Origin of the sequence: Endozoicomonas atrinae (assembly GCF_001647025.1) — a bacterium.
GTDB lineage: Bacteria > Pseudomonadota > Gammaproteobacteria > Pseudomonadales > Endozoicomonadaceae > Endozoicomonas > Endozoicomonas atrinae.
This window is the reverse complement of the sequence record NZ_LUKQ02000067.1, coordinates 1-16,840: the sequence shown is the minus strand read 5'-3', so window position 1 is coordinate 16,840 and position 16,840 is coordinate 1. Positions and strand designations below refer to the sequence as shown.

Here is a 16,840-nt window from a genome sequence, read left to right as displayed (position 1 = left end):
TGTCCAGGCCATCAACTCTCCTGTTATCTGAGTTGTATTATCAAAATAAAATCAGTTGCCATCCATGCGTCTAAACCATAAAACAATAATAATCATTGGTGCCTCTTCCGGTATTGGCCGTCAGGTCGCCCTGCAACTCAGCAAGCAAGACAATAATCTTGTGATACTGGCTCGCCGGGAGAACCTGCTGACTTTCTTATCAGAAGACATTATCAATAATGGCAGTCGGTGCTTACCCATTGCCGCTGACGCACTCTGTTCTCAACAGATGGAAGGTGCCGTTGAATTAGCTATTGATACATTTGGCATCATTGATGCGGCACTCATCAATGTCGGTGATGGCCCCGCTTTTAATATGGCATCAACGACGGCTAATGAGGTTCTGCATAACATGGCGATCAACTACAACACGCTGGTGTACAGCCTGTTACCGTTGATAGCAGCCATGAAAAAACAGAACTATGGCCTGATTGCCCATACCAACTCACTAGCGGGGTTTCTGGGGCTTCCCCGTCAGGGCCCATACTCAGCAGCGAAAGCAGCAGGTCGTATGTTGATGGATACCTGCCGAATCGAACTGGCCCAGTGGAATATTAAATTCCTGTCCCTCTACCCGGGGTTCGTTGCCACAACACGAGTTTCTGATGATGGTATTCCTGCGCCTTTTGAAATATCGGAATACTCTGCCGCCAGGCATATAATCCATGCCATGGAAAAGGAAAAGCAGGATTATCTGTTTCCTCTCGCCCTGAGATGGTTGATTCGCCTGGCAAGGGTATTGCCCAAACCAATAGTCGCAACTATTACAAAAAAGATGATGAGTTAGGAAACATCCTCGGCACGAGAATGGGTTTTGTCACTCCGGCTTGATATCAATTAGCTGATATTGTTAAGACAGTTCAGCCCTCCTATATCTGCCCACCCTTATACATTCAAAGGCCTGCTGTCCATTCCAGAGGTCATTTTGAAAAGTCAGCCTCCATTAAGCAAAAATTTCATTCAGTATCAGGCTTGGAGTCATGATGACCAGCAGTCAGGGAAGATTCACCAAATAAATCTCTGATATAGACTTCAAATGAAACTTCAGGAGCAGAAGCACCAGTATTACGAATCGTTTGAAATACCGGTTGTAAATATGTATCCAGTTCCTGTGCGAAATAATGTCGACCTTTAGCGCGATCTCCATCTAAAGCAAGAATAAAGTCTGGTAGTTCAATATCATTATTTCTCGTAAACCGCATGAACAGTACGGGGTCACAATCCTCACCTTCAGCCCGAAGATAAGGACCTGTAAAAGCAACGCCATAGTCACGTAGATAAGTAGTAAACGCGTCTAAAGTATCCTTCAATCCAAACATAACACCACTATTTGCCAGTCCATTGATATAACGATCAGGAGGCACGTCAACCGGGACGTCAGAACCCACAAAGCATATCTTGAGACCCCAAGGCTTCACCCCTAATTCATCGAGTATTGACTTATAAGATCCAAGCCATGTTTGAAGCCTCCGAGCGATTTCATGCAATCTCACAAGCTCATAATCAGAGGTATAGTCCAGAGGGTTGACGATCTCCTGCCCCAGTTCTCTTGCAGCAGGCTGACATTCTGCCCTGCCTTGCTCACTATTAGCCCGATTAAAAGATCGCTGAAGCTGCGTCAACGTTGCCGTTAGACCTTCTACTATTTCCTCCGATACACAAGCCTCAACGACTTCAAAGTCTTCAGTGGAGCCCGTGTCATCTACAGCAAGCCCCTCAAAAGGTTGCTCCAAATCACAAATCTCAAGCTGTTCTGACTCTGCATTGGAATTATAGGGAGATAAGTCTGAAGTATCGCCATCAGAAGTTTCATGATCTGAGGCCGCGGGCTCACCAGCCTCACTGCCAGCACCCACCTGATTCATATAATTTGCCGTTGGCATGTTAACATTGGGTGAGCGATTGGCAACAGACTGTTGATTGGCGCTGTCTTCAGGAGTGCTATTTCTAAATACTCCCCCCGCATTATCCGCACTTTCGGACAAATCAGAATCATCCTGATCCAGGCCATTATGCTGTATCCCGTTAGCAGAGGCTGCTCCAACATTTCCATTTAGCCCGTTCATAACTAAACCTTTTAACGATAGATATTTGCCCCCCATAGACAGCCTAATTTCTAAATAGGTTCACTATTCATTAGAATAATCTTTTGATAATTCAGATTAGACAGCAGCCGAAATGAAAAAGAACAAACGTGAAGTTACCCTGCGTTTCCTTGCAGAACCCAGTGACGTGAATTTTGGCGGAAAAGTCCATGGTGGTGCGGTCATGAAATGGATTGATCTCGCCGCTTATGCCTGTGCCGCAGGCTGGAGTGGCAAATACTGCATTACCGCCTATGCAGGTGGTATTCGATTTGTTCACCCGATTCATGTCGGTAACCTGGTTGAGGTTACTGGAAAGGTTATTTATACCGGAACCTCTTCCATGCATATAGCTATTGATGTTCAGGCCAGTGACCCTAAAGACCTCAACAATATTTTAACGACACACTGTATCGTGATTATGGTTGCTGTTGATGAAAATGGTAAACCAAGCAAAGTTAAGGAGTGGGTTCCTCAAACTGAAGAAGACATCGATTTGCGTGAATCCGCAATCCGGCTGATGAACATGCGCCAGCAGATCAGTGAAGAGATGGAAGCTCATGTGAAGCTGATCAAGTAGTCCAATATGGATAATATCAATCAAGCTTTCTAACATTTCATCGCACTGAAGATTTGGGCCTTATCCTGCATTAATGCTCGTTGCCTTGTGTTTGCGCTCAAATCTTCATGCTCATAACAGGAGTTAGAAAGCACGATAGTTAAGGCCTGGTTTTATTATTGACAAACTATAGTACTTAAATACCTGTCACCACTCCGGACAGTGTGAGCAACCTACCTCCCTGTCTTTGGCTAATTGAGACGCTTTTTTTTATTTAAGCATGGAATAAATATTGATCAATAATCACACTAACTCTTTAGATAAGCACTGCTTAACCCCACCAGCCATTACAATGTTAGTTTTACTGACTATATTGTTATCAACTTGGAAAAAACCGAATGATATACAGCTTTCATTTTTAAAAAGAGTTGATTCATGATGAATCCTGAATCTATACCAAACAAGAGAGGGAACTAAATGGATAGTATGTTTAATGTTCATAGAGCCCCTCTAGCTCAGCAAGAGTTTTCAACGTTTGAAGACTCATCTGACATAACTGCACATTCATTCAAGCACAGCTGTAAACGAAAACTGAATATCCCTCCAATTATTGAGAGTGAACAAGGCTTTTCAGATAAGCGCCGTTGTCTTACAGACCTGACAAACCGGCATATAGCCCTTCGCACTCCGAGAAAATCACAGGAACACTCTCCTCTCCCTGCAACTGTTGAATATGTCAAACCATTAGCCAGTGTGCAGGAAACAAGAACAACCTGCATGAGTGAAGAGGAGTTAAGGCATCATAGCGTTGGTATTTTTCTCTATCACTCAGGTTATCCTGAGCTGTTTACAACACAAGAAGATAAGCACGAAAGTACATCATCAGTAAACCTCGAAACGATTGTTGATAATATCAGGCAGATTACAATCTATGAGCCTCATGATGGTGGAGCACTGCTATCCAGAAATATCGTGCATTTTCTCTCTGGTGTGAAAGATAACCCACCACAGGCACCAGAATATGCGCGTACACAGGCACAGGCATTTAAACGGCTGATACGATCAGCAGCATTGATCAGGGACTCTCAGTTATTACTGCAGGTAATGCCTGAAACTTATAGACAGGCCCTGCTGGAGAGAGTCAGATGGTCAGGACCTACATCTGACCTGGAGCGTAACAATGAATTGAAGCAGAAAATCAAAACCGTTTTCATTGAAGAATACGAAGTTTTCCTCGATACGCTGATACAGAGTCAGGACCGTTACCTGGTTCAAAGTACAAGATTAATTAAGCAGACAGCAAGATCCGTAATCAACTATCTGAAGAGTATTACCCAGCAACCCTCACAACACTCCCACATTCTTATCTCTGATGAGTTCAAACGTAACATGCAGTTGTTTGTAGATACTCTCACGGAAACCAACCGTAGAGATTCTAGTTCATCCATTTCTACACACTCAGATATAAGCACCTCATCAGAGCATCAAGACAGTATTGGAGACAGTTTTGTTGAACGGGATGTTCGTTCTGTTTTGATCGCTTGCAGTCATCTCGATAGAGCAATCCGCGAAGCCAATTCTGCCCATGCTACCTTAAAACCGCTTGAAAAAGTGTGCTATGCATTTTCACCGATGAAAGAGTGGGCAATGATTGAACTTGCCTTTCTTCAGGCCGAGACTGATTATAAAAATCTGCGCCTTAGAATGGACGAACTTGAATCATCTATGGTTAGGCTAAGTGATATAAAAAAATCAAAAAAGCAGAATCCTGAAAAGATTAAACAGATGCTTCAATGTTGTGAAGAACATCTTGCCCAGCTTCAATATGAACTTGCCAGCTTTTATTTAAAGCACCAATTACCAGCACTTTGCAAGAGAGCAACATCCTTCTATCGTGATGCACCGGAATTCCTGATGCCCGAGGGGTTCATGGCTGAAATTCAAACACAGATGGTTACAGCCAGCTCAATTTCCAAAATGCGTGAAGCTATAGAGTCTATGACTATTCGCCGGGAAGAACTGTCCCGAATATTTCTTCAGAAAGTCATAGAACTTTCAGAGCTCAGGCAACAGCAGCGCGGCAGCAATATATTTAGAATTAGATAAAGCCAGTGATACTGACCACTTCAATGTTTAAGCCGAAATCATGGTAAAAAGTAGCGTATCTTACACTGTGTTAACGTTAAACCAGCTCAATGACTCTGCTGACTTTATAGACTCTCTACCTGTTCCGGAAAGGTAAAGTGACAAGTAATAATGGGCTACTTTTACCCTCGGGTATTCTGAGGAATTCCAACAGAGGGCTGGCGTCCAGATCACCAACGCAATAGCTTGGTTAGAAAGTTCGATTGGTATTATACCTGTGTGATTATAATGAGAGGATTACGGTACACAGAAACCAGATAACCAACTCTGGAAAGCCGTCTCTTCTAGAGTATCCCATGGTCATATCTTAGCTAGATAACAGGATGAACAGTTAAAATGCAGGTCTTCTGATTACTATTAGCTCTAGTTTTCTCTATGGAGGTTATTTGAGTATTCCCACACTGTATATTTTTTCTGGCCTGCCTGCTTCAGGAAAATCAACGTTAGCTCAATTACTCTCAAAACACCTCAGAGCAATGTACATTCGCATTGACACTATAGAGCAGGGACTCAGGGACCTTTGCAGCCTCAAGGTTGAGGGTGAAGGCTATCGTCTTAGCTATCGAATCATTCAGGACAACCTGAAACTAGGAATCAGCGTCGTATCAGACTCCTGTAACCCCATTAAATTAACACGGGATGAATGGCAGGAAACTGCAATCCGAACAGGCTCTCACTTTATTAATATTGAGATTCACTGTTCGGATCCAGTTGAGCACCAACAACGGGCAAAAACCCGCAGCTGTTCAGTCAATAACCTGAAGTTACCTGACTGGAAAGCCATACAAAACCGGCACTATGAACCCTGGGAACGTAACGTAGTTCGGATTGATACTGCCAACAAATCCATTGAGCAGTCTTTTGCAGAGCTGATTAAAAAACTGGGCCTGTAATACAGGCTGGTTGCTATTCACTCAAGTGGGCACTCGAATAAGTTGCCTGAGATTAAATAGCGCGTATAAAGCACCGCCAATCAGGGACCCACAGAACCAGCCATAATGGTAAAACCACGCCAATGATCCGGTCATCATGGCAAATACACTTAAACTGCCGGGAATCAGAAAAGCGGCCATACCTGTCACATTCACTTTTGGATAAACCCCATCCAACAAGTAAAGATCCTTAACGCTAAGTTTTTGTCGTCTTACGAAGAAATAGTCCACCACCATAATCCCAGCAATAGGCCCAAGCAGGCTGGAATAAGTCAGCAGCCAGCCACTGTACATCGCTTCAATTGAAATATTCGAATCCAGAAACCCAACCTTTTTTAGCAGTTCAAACCCCATCAGCAACAGGCCAATCAAACCGGTCAGAATAACGCCACGAGTATGATTAATATGCCTGGGTGACAGGTTTTGAAAGTCATTGGTAGGAGAAACGATATTGGCTGCGGTATTGGTGGACAATGTTGCGAGAATGATTAAAACCATCGCCACAGCCTTCCAGATGGTGTTATCTACCATCCCGATAAGATGCACAGGATCAGAGATGGTATGACCAAACAGCGAAGGGGTGGCTGCAGTCATTACCACCCCCAGGGCGGCAAAAAAGAACATGGTCAGGGGCAGACCTAATATCTGCCCTTTAATCTGATCCCTCTGCGAACGGGCATAACGACTGAAATCAGGAATATTCAACGACAGGGTCGCCCAGAACCCCACCATCGCCGTAAGCCCGCCAAAAAAATAGCTCCACAATGAATTATCCACAGGACGGTTTGCTGGCTCATTCAACAAGGCAACAATATCCACCCTCGGCATAACCCAGGTCATTAACCCTACTGACACCAGCAGCAATAGTGGCGCAGAAAACGCTTCCATTTTTTTTATTGAGTCGGCTCCCCGGATAACCACCACCAAGTTCAGTATCATAAAAATAAAAAAGCCAATAACTTCGCCCGTTTCGCCCAGGCTGGCCCAATCGCTGGAAAATGAAGAAAGCAACAAGTGCACAGCAATCCCACCAAACAGGGTCTGTATCCCAAACCAGCCGCAGGCAACCATTGCCCGGATCATGCAGGGTAGATTCGAGCCAATGGTGCCGAAGCTTGAACGGAGAACAACTGGAAAAGGGATTCCATATTTGGTGCCCGGGAATGCGTTCAGGCAGAGCGGAATCAGAACTACGGTATTCGCCAACAGAATAGTGACCAACGCTTCAATAACGGACAGGCCGAAATATGCCGTCAGAACCCCACCAAGGGTATACGTGGGCACACATATCGCCATACCAACCCACAGTGCAGCAATATCACCCGATGTCCAGTTCCTCTCTTTTATCCGGGTAGGGGCAATATTGTTGTTAAACAACCGACTTCCCTTTAGACGGTTATCAATGTCCATTTCATGCAAACTACCATCAACGACCTGCGAATGATTAGACATCTTAGACATTAATCCCGCTTTATGGATTCTGGCTTAGACAGCCGGTTGCGCCTGGTCAGCGTTTCATAGACAGGAGGGTATGGGGGTCTTCGGATAAAACGCCCTCGCCCTCTGGGCGTATCAAGTTCACCTTCATTCCAGACCATCTCGCCCTGACTGATGGTTTTTATGGGTAACCCGCGTACCTGCATTCCCTCATAAATATTGAAGTCCACATTCTGATGGTGCGTACTGGCGGAAATGGTTTTTGTGGCTTCCGGGTCCCAGATGACAATATCCGCATCCGCACCCTTTGAAATTGAGCCTTTACGGGGATAGATATTAAAAATCTGTGCAGCATGGGTCGACGTCACGGCAACAAAGTCATTCACAGACAGCTGACCACCGTTCACTCCCCTGTCCCAGATTACCGCCATTCTGTCTTCCACGCCGGCAGTGCCATTCGGAATCTTGGTGAAGTCTTCTCTCCCCATGGCTTTCTGCTCCGCACAGAAGCTGCAGTGATCCGTCGCTGTGGTCTGCAGAGTGCCACTTTTCAGCGCATCCCAGAGCACCTTCTGATGCTCCTTTGGCCTGAAAGGAGGGCTCATCACATGCGCCGCTGCAAATGACCAGTCGTTATGCTGATACACCGAATCATCAATCAGCAGGTGACCAGCCAGTACTTCCCCAAAGACCTCCTGCCCATGGGCCCGGGCATAAGCAATGGCATCTACCGCATCCTGCGTGGAGACATGAACAATATAGATAGGAGAGCCCAGTGTGCCAGCAATATGAATGGCCCGGTTTGCGGCTTCACCTTCTACCAGCGGTGGGCGTGACAGAGGATGTGCTTCCGGGCCGGTAATGCCTTTTGCCAGCAGTTCCTGTTGCAGATAAAAAACCAGTTCACCGTTTTCAGCATGAACAGTAGGAATAGCGCCCAGTTCACGACAGCGGTTAAAACTGCCAACCAGGATATCGTCAGTGGCCATAATCGAGTTTTTATAGGCCATGAAATGCTTGAAGCTGTTGATACCCTCGTCGTTTACCAGGGTGCCCATATCATCATAAACGCTTTTGTCCCACCAGGTGATGGCCACATGAAAGGCGTAATCCGAAGCCGCTTTTTGTGCCCATTCTCGCCAGATTGAAAACGCATCCATCAGCCTCTGCTGAGGGGCTGGAATAACAAAATCGATAATCATGGTGGTGCCACCCGCCAGGGCTGCACGGGTCCCCGTATAGAAGTCATCACTCACTACAGTTCCCATAAATGGCAACTGCATATGGGTGTGGGGATCAATACCTCCGGGCATCACCAGACAACCATGAGCATCAACCATTTCCGTATCTGCAGGAACATCCAGATTCAGTCCAATACATTGAATAGTACCGTTAGCACAATAGACGTCAGCCATTTCACTTCGATCATGATGCACTACCTTGCCGCCTTTGATCAGCAGCCCCATCACATGCCTCCAACAGAATAACTAAGGTTATGTCCGCCCGACATCTATTCGCACTGTGTAAGCCTGCCGTATTGTTCTGGGCGACGATCACGGAAGAACTGCCAGCTGTCTCTTGCCTCTGGAATCAATGACAAATCCAAGTCATGTACCAGTAACTCATCAAGGTCTTCACTGGCACGAGCAGCAATCTGACCCCAGGGATTCACGAAATAAGAAGACCCATAGAATGTTCCTATATTCCACGGTGCTTCTACGCCTACCCGATTGACGGCTGCGATCCACACCCCATTTGCCGCAGCACTGGCGGGTTGTTCCAGCTCCCAGAGATATTGAGACAGACCTGCCACGGTGGCAGAAGGGTTAAAGATGATTTCAGCACCGTTCAGGGCCAATGCCCGCCAGCCTTCGGGAAAGTGCCGGTCATAACAGATATAAACACCGACTTTGGCATATCGGGTCTGGAACACCGGCCAGTCCGATGCCCCCGGCTTGAAGAAAAACTTCTCCCAGAAGCCCGCTACCTGGGGAATATGAGTCTTACGGTATTTGCCCAGATAACTGCCATCCGCATCAATAACGACAGCGGTGTTGTAATAAACCCCTGCCATCGTCTGCTCATAGACTGGAGCAATGATGACCATTCGGTGCTTTTCCGCCAGCTCCTGCATCTTTCGGGTAGTAAACCCACAGGGAACGCGTTCTGCAGCCTTATACCAGCGCCTGTCCTGACTTGGGCAGAAATAGGGAAGCGTAAATATTTCCTGGAAACAGAGAACCTGAACCCCCTTCTCTGCAGCCTGCCGTATCAGGGGAAGATGAGCCTCCAGCATTTTGTCCCTGATCTGTTCAACAGGCTCATCGACATCTGCTTTCAGGCTCATCTGAATAAGCCCGGTGCGAACTTCAGTTCCTGCCAACTCCCGGCCAGGGTGCAAATCATGGTTCACCGGCACACCACCTGAAAAGCTGCTCCCATGAGAAAAAGAGGCTTGTACAAGTCAAATATGTTCGACCCACAAGCCTCAGAAAGCACGGTACCAGCCATACCAAGCGTTATACGATGTACAGCCAATAACCGCGCAATAAGTAATAGATCATCTGCTATGACATGCAAGTAGTTACCCGGAATGATGAGTGCTAAAGATATAACAATTGATTCCTGCTTAACTTCAAGGCTCTCAGCTCTCTGACACAACAATCAGACTGATACTCCCAGTCGTGTTAACCCGGAGATTTTCACCCCGAATAAGGTCGCCATCCTTTGCAGCAACCCTTTCATCAGAGTCACTGACATGACCTGCACCAGCAAAAACATACACCAATGCTTCCTTCGGAAGTTCAGTGGTATCACCGGCATTCAGATGCACAATATCAATCGTGGTGTGGCTGTCGAAGGTGTCACTCTCACCTTGACGACCACCATAAATACGTGTGGTTTTGCCTGATTCGGGGCTGTAGTATTTATAACCCGCAGGCTGCCCTGGTTGCTCCGGCAGAACCCAGAGCTGCAGCATGCGGTTGTGGATGTCATCCGGATTAACTTCGTTATGACTAAACCCTTCACCACCTGCACGCTGAACCTGCACATCCCCCTCTTCGAGGCTTTTGCCATGCTCCAGGGAACCTTCATGGGTAACCTGCCCTTCTACCATCACTGAGATCACATCAATTTCACTGTGGGGATGCATTCGGGTTTCTCCTCTGGGATTGAACCGTGCATCTGCAAGGTAAACAAAGCTGCCAAATCCTTCGGAAGTCTCAGATGGTTTACGGCTACCAAATAACCGGGAGTCGGTGACAATTTGATGCTCACGCAGACCGGCAAATCCACCCAACTTCAAACTATCTCTGTTCAACTGAAACATGCCCATCTCCTGTTTTTGATTGTTATGGTTACAGCATAGGCCGGCACAATTGTTTGATAAATACTAATAAATGGATAACATTATCGCTGGATCAACAACAATAAACTGCTCGTATGAAATCCACTGATATAAACGATATGCTGGTATTTCTCGCTGTAGTAGAAGCTGGCAGCTTTACCCTCGCCGCTGATCGCACCGGCATCCCTAAGGCGAATATCAGTCGTAAAATATCAAGATTGGAAGAGCAGCTTGAAGTACGCCTGCTGGAGCGCACTACCCGAACCCAGCACCTGACTGAAGCTGGAAAAAGGTACCTGATACACTGCAGTCGAATTCAGGAGGAGATTAGTCTTGCTGAAGCAGCCGTTTCAGAAGTCGTAAACAGTTTTTATGGTCGTCTTCGCATCGGTACCTCAGTATCCATCGGTCAACAGATCCTGCAGCCAGAGTTGGCCAGGTTTCTTCATCAATACCCTGAGCTGGAATTTCAACTGAATCTGGTCAACCGCCGGGTAGACCTGATTGAAGAAGGCTTTGATCTGCTGATTCGGGTCGGGAAACTGGACGACTCCCGGCTGATTGCCAGACGCCTTGGTACGGCCCAGCGGAAGCTCTTTGCCAGCCCAGCTTATTTCAATAGCCGCCCTGTGCCCAGAACCATAGAAGAGCTTTGCTCATGCGATATGCTGGTTATGGACAGTATCCATGGTGATCATTCTGTAGAACTGATTAATGGTAGAAAGCGAAAACAACTCCTTCTACAACCACGGCTTCTGGCTGATGATTTTGCCATCATTAAACAGGGTGTACTGGATGGCCTGGGTATCGCCATATTCCCGGCCTATATGTGTACCCGGGAAATCGCCGAGGGTCTGTTAATCCCCGTATTGCCCGATTGGGGCATAGAGCCAGTAGACATCTTTGCGCTTTATCCTCAGCACCGTGTCAAAATCCCCAAGGTTAAGGCATTTCTGGATTTTGTGGTTGAGCTGTTTAATAAGCGACTGTAAGACTCAATATGCCGTCGCCACCGTTCAAAACTTGATAAGGTTTATACATATCACCATGGTTATAAAACCAATAGCCACACTGGGTGGAGTCTGGTCAATTAACAGGAGCTTCTATTGAAAAAAGTCGCCATTTTTGGCAACTCTGGTTCAGGAAAGTCCACTCTGGCCAAAGTGCTGTGTCAATCAGAGGGGCTGAAACACCTCGATCTGGATTGCCTTGCCTGGCAGGCCGTGTCACCACCTGAAAGAAAGCCGATATCAGAGTCCTGGCGGGATATTGAAGCGTTTATCAGCCAGAACCCCAACTGGGTTATAGAAGGCTGCTACTCGGACCTGCTGGAACTCGCAATTCCCTTTTCAAGCGAAATCATCTTTCTGGACCTGCCAGTAGACGCCTGTATTACCAATGCCAGGAACCGCCCCTGGGAGCCTCATAAGTACGAATCTAAAGAAGCTCAGGATGTAAACCTGAATATGCTGATTGACTGGATCGCTCAGTATCCTCAACGCAGCGATACCTTTTCCAGATCTTCACATCAGACATTATTTGATGGCTATCGTGGTATGAAAAAAATATATACGGAGAATATCAGGCAGGAAGAGTAAGAAACGCAAAAAATATTCCAGCTGCAGTATAAAACACTGCAGCTTATTCAATACTCAATCTTCATTCACAAAATTGAAAAGTTAATTCAATCAACTTGATGATAGCAATCAGCAAACGTCTCTTTATTCACCGTTCAGTGAATACAGTTAAACTCACAATACGCTCGTTATTGATATGTGAGCTCACTCACTGCTCATAAAACGTTCTCATCTACACGTTAACGTATAGATATTTTACATTGACATTTTATCGTTAATTTATTTCCAGTTTCTATTTCTCTTTACGCGCTGATGCTGCGAAAAACATTCCAGTTCTTTATGGCAGTATGGCTCTCCAATAATGGGCTTAGTTCCTGCGATTCATACTGCCCAATATCCCTTCCACACTCGCTGGAGCACTTGGCAACCAGTGCCGGGCGTGACTTGCCCGCATGAATCATCACAAACTCCTGGTTACGTGTCATCTTCCCGCAGCAGCTGCAAGGACGCTCAATAGTTGATTCAAACATGTTTTATTCCTGACTTTTTAGTCAATTATTTTTTAATACCCGATAATAAAGTTTACAGGATCGGGTTTACGTACTAAATCCAGCGTCAGACTCAAACCGTCATTGTTGACTTTCTAAAGACGGACAGCTGGCTTTATGCAGTCAAATGCATAAAAAGTGACTGCAAACAGTATTTGAGGGAATTCATGACAAGGTTTTGTCGTTGGAAAGCATCTACTTCTAGATTTTGGAGGAATGCTACTCGGTATCGATTTATTGCCTACTGCTTTCTATTTCTTAATTCCCATCATCATGGGTAGTTTCACTACTCTGTTTAATCGATACTACTCCCTTTTTATGGGTAGAGATAGCCTTTTCACAGATTATTTCACACATCCTCACCATCCTGTAGCCATGCGGCTGAAATCAGACACCACATTTCACTGCGGCTCAACCGGATTGTCTGTACCCTGACCTATCGTTATACTGCCCATCCTCTTATTGAACACTGGGCGGTCACACCGCCAATATCACATGACTACTGAAGAAACACTCCCTCCGCAGGGTGAAAAACTGCAAAAAATCCTGGCGGGTGCTGGCCTTGGCTCGCGCCGTGAGATGGAGCGCTGGATTTGTGAAGGCCGGGTTTCGGTTAATGGCGAAAAAGCGACTCTGGGTGACCGAGCCTCGCGTTTTGATACCGTCACCGTCGATGGCCGCCCCGTAAAGCTCGATGCCTATGCTGCCGGTATTCGCCGGGTTATTGCCTATAACAAGCCGGAAGGCGAAATCTGCACCCGTTCTGATAAAGAAGGTCGCCCTACAGTTTTTGATAAACTGCCAAAGCTGAAAGGCGAGCGCTGGATCTCTATTGGTCGCCTCGACCTGAATACTTCTGGCTTATTGATGTTTACCAATGACGGCGAACTGGCCAGCCGATTGATGCACCCTTCCAATACCGTTGAGCGTGAATACGCAGTGCGGGTTATGGGCGACATCACCCCGCAAAAGGTGAAAAATCTGTTTGATGGCGTTGAGCTGGAAGACGGTATGGCACGATTTACCGATATCGTGGATTCTGGAGGTACTGGCATCAATCACTGGTTCCACGTCTGTATCCTGGAAGGCCGTAACCGGGAAGTTCGTCGTCTCTGGGAATCTCAGGACCTGAAGGTCAGTCGTTTAAAGCGGGTTCGTTTTGGCAGCATGATCATTCCTGATCACCTGCGTCAGGGCCAGTTTCAGGAGCTGGAGAAACAGGATATCGATGCGCTTGCCGCGCTGGTTGACCTGCCACCAGCACCTTCCTTCCACAAAAAACCGCAGGATCGACTGAAGAAGAATGAAGTGCAGGCCAAAAAAGTGAAGGGCAGCGGCAGAGGCTTCAGCCCTCACCCGAAAAAGCGCTCCCGTTAGCCTGAGCCAACCTCCTGAGCAGCCGGACCACGCTAAACTGGTTCGGCTAAGTGGATGGATCTGCCTAGACAAAAACACTGTATTTATATACAGTTAACAGAACCTAATACAGGAGGAAGCCCATGTCTATTACCCCCATGTGGCGAGTTGACCGGGACGGAAGCATGTTTACTGACAAGAAAGCCGCAGAAGAACACGATCGTATGCTTGAACTGGCCGATGGCATCACTGGCATGCTGGAAGCCAATTTCAAGATCGATGAACAGCTGGCGGAAGAGATCGGTCTGCTGATGTCACGCAACAAGAATATTCTTGCCAAAGCCTTTAAAGGCAAGCCGGAAGTCCTGCAGGAAATCAAGTTGGAGGATGAAACTCCGGCTGACAATACTGTGGATATTCGCGAAGCAGTCGCTTGATGTTGATGTAAGCCACAAAGGCACCATTCATTCACCGTGAAATGACCTTTGTGGTTACCGGTTAAAGTCCACCATTAGAGCACTGACGTACTGAAATAAGGTGTACTAATTACCAGACAGAACCCCTCATTTTCTAATATCAAAAACACGTCATGCGCGATTACTTTTGATCAGCCGATGTTGACAATATTCATGCATTTTCCGGAGCCCCCTTCATACCCTTCTCTCTCTCCATAGCATTTATGATTGCCTCTACTTTCTTATCCCAAGTCGCTCCACTTCTTAGTGACGGATCATCAATAGATGACAAGGGCTCAAAAGTGATTTTCTCTGGACGATCTGGCGTAGAAACAGGAACTGGAGATTCTACTATTTGCAAAACTGGAGAAGCCTCATTATCCGCACTACCAGAAAATGGTCGCTTATCAGCACTGGACAATTCAACTGAAACACTGGCCTGATGTGATTTTAATGATTCATTTATTAAATCATTTCTCTGCTGTTTCTGCCGGTAGTAATGCTTGTACTTGCCCATACCTGAAAGATTAGACACATTCCCTGTAACAGGGTCTCCAGCTTGCTGCTTAATAGAAGATGATCCGCAATCCGTATTCAGACCCTGACTAGCAAACGGAAAAGAGAGAGAGCGATTAAGGCCAGAAGGGTGAGTATGCAAAGTCTTCTGTAATTGATCGCCCTGTTGTTTTTCCGTGCAGAATGCTTCTTGAACAGGAACAACCAGATCAGGAGCTAATGATACACTCGGCACATCCGGGCTACCGGTAGGGTATGAGTATGATCTGGCTGCCAAAGGCCGAAATCCACCTACAGCTTCTTCTGCATGCATTTCATACCTCCCCTCCAAACGTCCCTGGTTCACACTTACCTGTGGATTAACTGCTGTTGAAGCAAAGTCACCACTATATGACATGGGTTCTGCAGCCATTACCTCTTCACCAGCCATATTCTGGTGTGGATTTTCTGCAATTGGTGGACTTATTGGAGTGATGGCAGGCTGATGGTAGTCGAAAAATGCTATTGGAGCTGCTCTGTGCAGCGCTTGCTGGGGTAAAATCACTTCAGACACTGATACTTTAGGTGATAGCATCGGCATAGCAGGCCCCTTATCGCCACCCACCCCTTTGCGCCTGGAACTTTTGTTTGCCGGAGTGTTGAGTTGCCCATCTTGAGCCTTTCTTTTTCGATTTTTTTTACGGCCTGATGTTGGCTCCTCAACAATATTATCTGCGCTGGAAGGCTGTGATGCTTGATTTGTCGGATATGGAAAACGAACTTCTGGAGCATCCTGTCTTGCCCTGGCCTCGAAGTAAGCTTTTACTGCCTGGGGGGAAACCCCAAGGATAGTACTGGAACTTTTTATTTCATGACTCTGTACCAGTTGACTGATCTGTCGACAATGCTGATAAGCTCCTTCAAGCCATGCCGTTTGCTGGGGATTGAACGGCTGGTGTGGTGGGAAATAACCCAAAGCAGACTCCAGGACAGAATATGGTCGACCTACAGGCTGCTGAAACTGATACGGAAAGGTACCAGATATTACCTCAGGAAACTTCGGGTAGCAGTGACCAACTGGCCCCGTTCTAATACCAGCCGGAATAGAGAGAGCTGCAGGCTGCTTCTCTACTGCCCTCGGCATACTGCCCCCATCAATCGGGTAATTCAGCGGACATCTGGGGAGCATTCCCTGAATTTTATCCGCTCCCACTACGGCTAACGATCGATGATCATACTGACTGACTGATTTATTGTGTGAACCTGAGAAAGAAGGTTGCTGCATACCATTATTAGGCATCGTGCACGGGATAGGCATCCCCGGATAAGCCATATTATTTTGCTCCTGGTAACAAAATAAACGATCAAACTGATAGTGTTTGCGTTTTAAGGAAAATAGATTACCCAATTCATCACTCTAGCTTTTACTGTAATTCTAACCTTTTGAAAAAATCCCTCCGTGCACTACTCAGATAAATCCCAAACAAAATCTACCAAACAAAATCTACCAAACAAAATCTACCAAACAAAATCTACCAAACAAAATCTACCAAACAAAATCTACCAAACAAAATAGAACAGAATTAATAAATCGCATAATAAATTCGTCAGCACCACAGAATTTTCATAAATAACTAATTCGTCAGAAAAATTAAAAAAAACAAATTTAATCATCGTTATTTTTATCTCACCTGACCAGTTCAGTATTTATAAAAGCAATAATTTCTTATACCCAGTGGGTGCTCTCTCAATTTGATAACTGACTCATAGGTTAGCTTCAACCTTTCCAGTCATGAACTCAGACCAAAGTTGTTCCCAGCGCCCCTTACTCTGGATCAGTGCTCTTGTTGTCAAAAGCACTTCC

15 protein-coding genes are annotated in these 16,840 nt (G+C 46.1%); 8 read left to right on the top strand and 7 right to left on the bottom strand.

From position 1 onward, the window contains the following. Positions 1-64: 64 nt before the first annotated feature. Positions 65-826: an SDR family NAD(P)-dependent oxidoreductase gene (locus tag AK963_RS11545; RefSeq protein WP_066015604.1), complete on the top strand. Its 762-nt coding sequence runs from the start codon at positions 65-67 to the stop codon at positions 824-826. Between the two features lie 169 nt (positions 827-995). Here AK963_RS11545 and AK963_RS11540 read toward each other — a convergent pair whose 3' ends face one another. Further along, positions 996-2,141 (bottom strand): hypothetical protein, encoded by a 1,146-nt coding sequence (locus AK963_RS11540; protein ID WP_139117362.1) that lies wholly within the window; start codon positions 2,139-2,141, stop codon positions 996-998. A 76-nt stretch (positions 2,142-2,217) separates the two neighbouring features. Between AK963_RS11540 and AK963_RS11535 the strand changes: the two genes are divergently transcribed. From AK963_RS11535 to AK963_RS11525, 3 genes are all read left to right on the top strand, one after another. Continuing rightward, positions 2,218-2,703, top strand: a complete 486-nt coding sequence (locus AK963_RS11535; RefSeq protein ID WP_066015602.1) for an acyl-CoA thioesterase — start codon at positions 2,218-2,220, stop codon at positions 2,701-2,703. A 456-nt stretch (positions 2,704-3,159) separates the two neighbouring features. After that, positions 3,160-4,788 carry a hypothetical protein gene (locus tag AK963_RS11530; protein ID WP_066015601.1) on the top strand — a complete coding sequence of 543 codons (1,629 nt, stop codon included), beginning with the start codon at positions 3,160-3,162 and terminating at the stop codon, positions 4,786-4,788. 425 nt (positions 4,789-5,213) lie between these two features. After that, the gene (locus AK963_RS11525; protein ID WP_066015600.1) at positions 5,214-5,720 is read left to right on the top strand and encodes a P-loop nucleotide/nucleoside kinase family protein; all 507 of its coding nucleotides are present in this window, start codon (positions 5,214-5,216) and stop codon (positions 5,718-5,720) included. 21 nt (positions 5,721-5,741) lie between these two features. Here the strand turns inward: AK963_RS11525 and AK963_RS11520 are convergent, their stop codons facing one another. The 4 genes from AK963_RS11520 to AK963_RS11500 all read right to left on the bottom strand — a co-directional run bounded on the left by AK963_RS11520 (position 5,742) and on the right by AK963_RS11500 (position 10,527). Further along, positions 5,742-7,211, bottom strand: a complete 1,470-nt coding sequence (locus tag AK963_RS11520; RefSeq protein WP_066015613.1) for an NCS1 family nucleobase:cation symporter-1 — start codon at positions 7,209-7,211, stop codon at positions 5,742-5,744. Positions 7,212-7,219: 8 nt separating this feature from the next. Beyond that, positions 7,220-8,662 carry a dihydropyrimidinase gene (gene hydA / locus AK963_RS11515; protein ID WP_066015599.1) on the bottom strand — a complete coding sequence of 481 codons (1,443 nt, stop codon included), beginning with the start codon at positions 8,660-8,662 and terminating at the stop codon, positions 7,220-7,222. Between the two features lie 44 nt (positions 8,663-8,706). Beyond that, complete coding sequence (locus AK963_RS11510; RefSeq protein ID WP_066015612.1) at positions 8,707-9,543, bottom strand: nitrilase-related carbon-nitrogen hydrolase; 837 nt, start codon at positions 9,541-9,543, stop codon at positions 8,707-8,709. Positions 9,544-9,840: 297 nt separating this feature from the next. Continuing rightward, entirely contained in the window at positions 9,841-10,527 is a 687-nt protein-coding gene (locus tag AK963_RS11500) for a pirin family protein (RefSeq protein ID WP_066015597.1), read from the bottom strand. Between the two features lie 113 nt (positions 10,528-10,640). On the opposite strand from AK963_RS11500, the gene AK963_RS11495 reads away from it, so the two are divergent. Together AK963_RS11495 and AK963_RS11490 are read left to right on the top strand one after the other, a co-directional pair. After that, positions 10,641-11,537 carry a LysR family transcriptional regulator gene (locus AK963_RS11495; RefSeq protein WP_066015596.1) on the top strand — a complete coding sequence of 299 codons (897 nt, stop codon included), beginning with the start codon at positions 10,641-10,643 and terminating at the stop codon, positions 11,535-11,537. Between the two features lie 114 nt (positions 11,538-11,651). Then, positions 11,652-12,143 (top strand): P-loop NTPase family protein, encoded by a 492-nt coding sequence (locus tag AK963_RS11490; RefSeq protein ID WP_066015595.1) that lies wholly within the window; start codon positions 11,652-11,654, stop codon positions 12,141-12,143. Positions 12,144-12,424: 281 nt separating this feature from the next. On the opposite strand, the gene AK963_RS11485 is transcribed toward AK963_RS11490, so the two are convergent. Beyond that, entirely contained in the window at positions 12,425-12,652 is a 228-nt protein-coding gene (locus AK963_RS11485) for a hypothetical protein (RefSeq protein ID WP_066015594.1), read from the bottom strand. A gap of 513 nt (positions 12,653-13,165) precedes the next feature. Here AK963_RS11485 and rluB point away from each other — a divergent pair. Both rluB and AK963_RS11475 read left to right on the top strand, forming a co-directional pair. Beyond that, complete coding sequence (gene rluB, locus AK963_RS11480; protein WP_066015593.1) at positions 13,166-14,047, top strand: 23S rRNA pseudouridine(2605) synthase RluB; 882 nt, start codon at positions 13,166-13,168, stop codon at positions 14,045-14,047. Between the two features lie 122 nt (positions 14,048-14,169). Next, positions 14,170-14,463 (top strand): YebG family protein, encoded by a 294-nt coding sequence (locus AK963_RS11475; protein ID WP_066015592.1) that lies wholly within the window; start codon positions 14,170-14,172, stop codon positions 14,461-14,463. A gap of 190 nt (positions 14,464-14,653) precedes the next feature. Here AK963_RS11475 and AK963_RS31965 read toward each other — a convergent pair whose 3' ends face one another. After that, on the bottom strand, positions 14,654-15,577 hold the full coding sequence (locus tag AK963_RS31965) for a hypothetical protein (protein ID WP_139117361.1): 924 nt from the start codon (positions 15,575-15,577) through the stop codon (positions 14,654-14,656). Between the last annotated feature and the right edge of the window lie 1,263 nt (positions 15,578-16,840).

Bases quoted from the DNA above. Each gene is read 5' to 3' on its own strand.
- AK963_RS11545 (WP_066015604.1), top strand. From the start codon at position 65: ATGCGTCTAAACCATAAAACAATAATAATCATTGGTGCCTCTTCCGGT.
- AK963_RS11540 (WP_139117362.1), bottom strand. From the start codon at position 2,141: ATGGGGGGCAAATATCTATCGTTAAAAGGTTTAGTTATGAACGGGCTA.
- AK963_RS11535 (WP_066015602.1), top strand. From the start codon at position 2,218: ATGAAAAAGAACAAACGTGAAGTTACCCTGCGTTTCCTTGCAGAACCC.
- AK963_RS11530 (WP_066015601.1), top strand. From the start codon at position 3,160: ATGGATAGTATGTTTAATGTTCATAGAGCCCCTCTAGCTCAGCAAGAG.
- AK963_RS11520 (WP_066015613.1), bottom strand. From the start codon at position 7,211: ATGTCTAATCATTCGCAGGTCGTTGATGGTAGTTTGCATGAAATGGAC.
- hydA (WP_066015599.1), bottom strand. From the start codon at position 8,662: ATGGGGCTGCTGATCAAAGGCGGCAAGGTAGTGCATCATGATCGAAGT.
- AK963_RS11510 (WP_066015612.1), bottom strand. From the start codon at position 9,543: ATGAGCCTGAAAGCAGATGTCGATGAGCCTGTTGAACAGATCAGGGAC.
- AK963_RS11500 (WP_066015597.1), bottom strand. From the start codon at position 10,527: ATGTTTCAGTTGAACAGAGATAGTTTGAAGTTGGGTGGATTTGCCGGT.
- AK963_RS11495 (WP_066015596.1), top strand. From the start codon at position 10,641: ATGAAATCCACTGATATAAACGATATGCTGGTATTTCTCGCTGTAGTA.
- AK963_RS11485 (WP_066015594.1), bottom strand. From the start codon at position 12,652: ATGTTTGAATCAACTATTGAGCGTCCTTGCAGCTGCTGCGGGAAGATG.
- rluB (WP_066015593.1), top strand. From the start codon at position 13,166: ATGACTACTGAAGAAACACTCCCTCCGCAGGGTGAAAAACTGCAAAAA.
- AK963_RS11475 (WP_066015592.1), top strand. From the start codon at position 14,170: ATGTCTATTACCCCCATGTGGCGAGTTGACCGGGACGGAAGCATGTTT.
- AK963_RS31965 (WP_139117361.1), bottom strand. From the start codon at position 15,577: ATGCCGATGCTATCACCTAAAGTATCAGTGTCTGAAGTGATTTTACCC.